Annotated in this window: 2 protein-coding genes; one reads left to right on the top strand and one right to left on the bottom strand. The window is 67.5% G+C overall.

Going from position 1 to position 1,248, the window contains the following annotated elements; all coding sequences use genetic code 11:
- Positions 1-122 precede the first annotated feature (122 nt).
- Positions 123-413 (bottom strand): PsiF family protein, encoded by a 291-nt coding sequence (locus tag H3O04_RS35400; protein ID WP_011549641.1) that lies wholly within the window; start codon positions 411-413, stop codon positions 123-125.
- A gap of 270 nt (positions 414-683) precedes the next feature.
- On the opposite strand from H3O04_RS35400, the gene H3O04_RS35395 reads away from it, so the two are divergent.
- Positions 684-1,248: asparaginase (locus tag H3O04_RS35395; protein ID WP_202589520.1), on the top strand; the 565-nt coding region annotated here is incomplete at its 3' end.

Raw genomic sequence — 1,248 nt, 5'->3', positions numbered from 1 at the left:
GGAAAAGGCGGGCATGCGGGCGGGCATGCGGCTGGCAGGCGCGTGTCGATGCGCATGCAACGAAAACGAAAATGCCGCGCCCGCCGAAGCGGGGCGCGGCATTCGAGGCGGGAGCGCCGAACTCAGGCGGCCGGCTGGTTGCTCAGGCAGCTCTTCATGAACGCCTTGCGATCGTCACCCTTCTTGCCGGTGGCCTGCGTGTTGCACGCCTTCATCTTTTCCTGCTGCGTCATCGCCTTCGCGGGCTTCGCCGACAGGCAGTCCTTCATGAACGCCTTGCGTTCGTCGCCCGTCTTGCCGGCTGCCTGGGTATTACAGGCCTTCATCTTGTCCTGCTGGCTGTTCGCCGCGAATGCGGGGGAAGCCAGCATGCCGCCGAGAAGCACTGCGGCTACGAGCGATTGGATTTTCATTTCGACACTCCCATGGGGTGAATTGCGTTTTATATCGACGCCGTCACGAAGCCCGGCGCGACGTGAACAGGGTCGCATCGCGCCGCGCGCTCCGATTATGGCAAATCAATGTGAAAACACCAAAACGGCATTTCTATAACGCAGTGGGCGGCATGGCCGTTGACGGCGTGCACGCGCCGGCGATCGGGACAAACCATGACACGGGGCCGCGCCGCGCGCGTTCGCGCCGGACCTACCGGACGCCGGCCGCGAGCCATTACAATCGCGGCCATGAATACACCGAACACCGCATCCCCTTCGTCCGCGCCGGCGCTGCCGCGCATCGCCGTACTCGCCACCGGCGGCACGATCGCCGGCGCCGCGCCCGACGCGGCCAGCACGGCCGGCTACCAGGCCGGCGCGCTCGGCGTCAATTTCCTGGTCGACGCCGTGCCGGCGCTTGCGTCGGTCGCGCGCATCGACGCGGAGCAGGTCGCCAGCATCGACAGCAAGGATCTCGCGCTGCCGCTGTGGAACACGCTCGCCGCGCGGATCGACGCGCTGATGGCCGACCCGGCGATCGACGGCATCGTGATCACCCACGGCACCGATACGCTCGAGGAAACCGCGTATGCACTGCATCTGGTCGTTCGGGGCGACAAGCCGGTCGTGCTGACGGCCGCGATGCGGCCGGCGACCGCGCTGTCGTCCGACGGCCCGCTGAACCTGCTGAACGCGGTGACGGTGGCCGCCCATCCGGCCGCGCGCGGGCAGGGCGTGCTGGTCGCGTTCAACAACCGGATCCACGGCGCGCGCGAGGTCGTGAAGACGAGCACCTATGCGGTCGACGCGTTCC

The organism is Burkholderia sp. KCJ3K979, from assembly GCF_016759955.1.
GTDB classification, from domain to species: domain Bacteria; phylum Pseudomonadota; class Gammaproteobacteria; order Burkholderiales; family Burkholderiaceae; genus Burkholderia; species Burkholderia orbicola.
Note: the sequence above shows the minus strand (reverse complement) of the source record. Positions and strands in the feature narration are given on the sequence as shown.